General features: G+C 64.8%; 2 protein-coding genes and 1 pseudogene. All 3 read left to right on the top strand.

Translation table 11 applies throughout. The features are described 5' to 3' along the window. A pseudogene (locus ACEW8Q_RS10905) lies at positions 1-210 on the top strand (DUF2267 domain-containing protein); the annotation flags it as partial. Between the two features lie 69 nt (positions 211-279). Further along, entirely contained in the window at positions 280-1,011 is a 732-nt protein-coding gene (locus ACEW8Q_RS10910) for an ABC transporter ATP-binding protein (protein WP_373504087.1), read from the top strand. Continuing rightward, on the top strand, positions 1,012-2,210 hold a 1,199-nt coding region (locus tag ACEW8Q_RS10915), incomplete at its 3' end, for an ABC transporter permease (RefSeq protein WP_373504088.1).

Genomic DNA, 2,210 nt, shown 5'->3' on the forward strand with positions numbered 1-2,210 from the left:
GGCGGCGGCGGCGGGCTTCTCGGCATGCTGGCGGGCGGCATGATGGGCGGGCCGCTGGCCGCCATCAGCAAGCTGAGTTCTGCCGGGCTTTCGATGGACCAGATCAAGGCGCTGGGCACCACGACGCTGGATTATGCCAAGGAGAAGGCCGGCTCGCAGCTGGTGAAGGAAGTGGCGGGCTCCATTCCGGGGCTTTCCGGATATGTCTGAGGTTTGACGGGGGTCAAATCCCGCCGCGACTTCACGGCCTAAAGGGGAGATGAACCTGAGGAAGGCTCGATGGACCCTGCCGCGACAATTGAACGAAATGAGCCCATCCTGCGCATCAAGGGCCTGTGCAAGACCTATCGCACGGGCGAGGTGGAGGTTCAGGCGCTGCGGGGTGTCGACTTCGAGGCACGGGCCCGCGAGTTCATCGTGATCCTGGGGCCATCGGGTTCCGGCAAATCCACGTTTCTCAACATCGCCGGCGGCCTCGACAGCGCCAGCGCGGGCGAAGCCTGGTTCATGGATCATTCGCTCACCCGGCAGAGCGAATCTGAACTCACCCGCTATCGCCGCGACCATGTGGGCTTCATATTCCAGTTCTACAATCTGGTGCCGAGCCTCACGGCGCGCGAAAACGTGAAGCTGGTGACCGAGATCGCCAAGCGCCCCATGAAGCCCGAGGAAGCGCTCGCCATGGTGGGGCTGGAAGACCGGATGGAGCATTTCCCGGCCCAGCTCTCGGGCGGCGAACAGCAGCGCGTTGCGATCGCGCGGGCAATCGCCAAGCGCCCCGACGTGCTGCTCTGCGACGAGCCCACGGGGGCACTCGATTCGAAGACCGGCATCAAGGTGCTGGAGGCACTGACGCGGGTGAATGCCGAGACGGGAGCGACCACGCTCGTCATCACGCACAATGCGGCTATCGCCATGATCGCCGACAGGGTGGTGCATTTCGCCAACGGCACCATCGCATCGGAACAGCGCAACGCATCGCGAAAATTGCCATCGGAGGTGAGCTGGTAGATGCGCGTGCTCACCATCAAGCTCCTGCGCGACTTGCGGAGGCTCTGGCCCCAGGCGCTGGCCATCGCGCTCGTGATGGCGGCGGGGGTGGCGACGCTCATCCTCGGCAATGGCGCCCATGATTCGCTTTCGACGACGCGCACGAGCTACTACGAGTCCAATCGTTTCGGCGATGTGTTCGCCACCGTGACGCGGGCTCCGAACGCGCTCGCGGCCGACATCGCGTCACTCGACGGCGTGGCAAGCGCTGAAACCCGCATCCAGAAGATAGCGCTCGCTGATGTGGAAGGCATGAGCGAACCGGCATCGGTACTGCTCGTCTCGGTGCCGGACTATCGGGAAGCATCGCTGAACCGCATCTATTTCCGCACCGGGCGGATGCCGGATTCCGACCAGCCGGACGAGGCTGTCGTGAGCGCCGGATTTGCCAGGGCGCACGGCCTTTCCGCCGGGACCACGATCCGTGTGCTGATCAATGGCCGGCTGCGCGACATCGCCGTGACGGGCACCGCCCTTTCGCCGGAGTTCATCTATGCGCTGGGGCCGGGCGAGCTGATGCCCGACGAGCGCCGCTTCGGCATCCTGTGGATGCCCGAGCGCGCACTTGCAGCCGCCTACGACCTTGAAGGCGCCTTCAACGGCGTTTCGCTGAAACTCATCAACGGCGCGAACGAAGCGGGCATCATCGCACAACTCGACCGAATGCTGGCGCGCTATGGCGGACAGGGTGCCTATGGCCGCAAGGACCAGCAGTCCCATGCGTTTCTCGATGCAGAACTTCAGCAGCTCCGCGCCATGAGCCGTATCCTTCCGCCGATCTTCCTCCTCGTCGCGGCCTTTCTCGTCAACATGACGCTGTCGCGGCTCATCGCCCTGGAGCGCGAGCAGATCGGCCTGCTGAAGGCCATGGGCTATTCCTCCTGGGCCGTGGCGCGCCACTACGTCGGCTTCGTCACGCTGATCGCGCTTGCCGGAATCCTCATCGGCATTGGCGCGGGCACGTGGCTCGGTGCCGGCCTGACCACGCTCTATGCCAAGTTCTTCAGTTTTCCCTTCCTCGTCTTCAGCCGCAATCCTGCAGTCTATGCGATAGCGGCGATGGCGACTTATGCCGCAGCAGTTCTGGGTGCCGTGAAGGCCGTGCGCGACGTGGCCTGGCTCTCGCCCGCCGTCGCCATGGCGCCGCCCGCGCCGCAGCG

It is taken from the genome of Aestuariivirga sp. (genome assembly GCF_041738905.1).
In the GTDB taxonomy this organism is placed as follows: Bacteria; Pseudomonadota; Alphaproteobacteria; order Rhizobiales; family Aestuariivirgaceae; genus Aestuariivirga.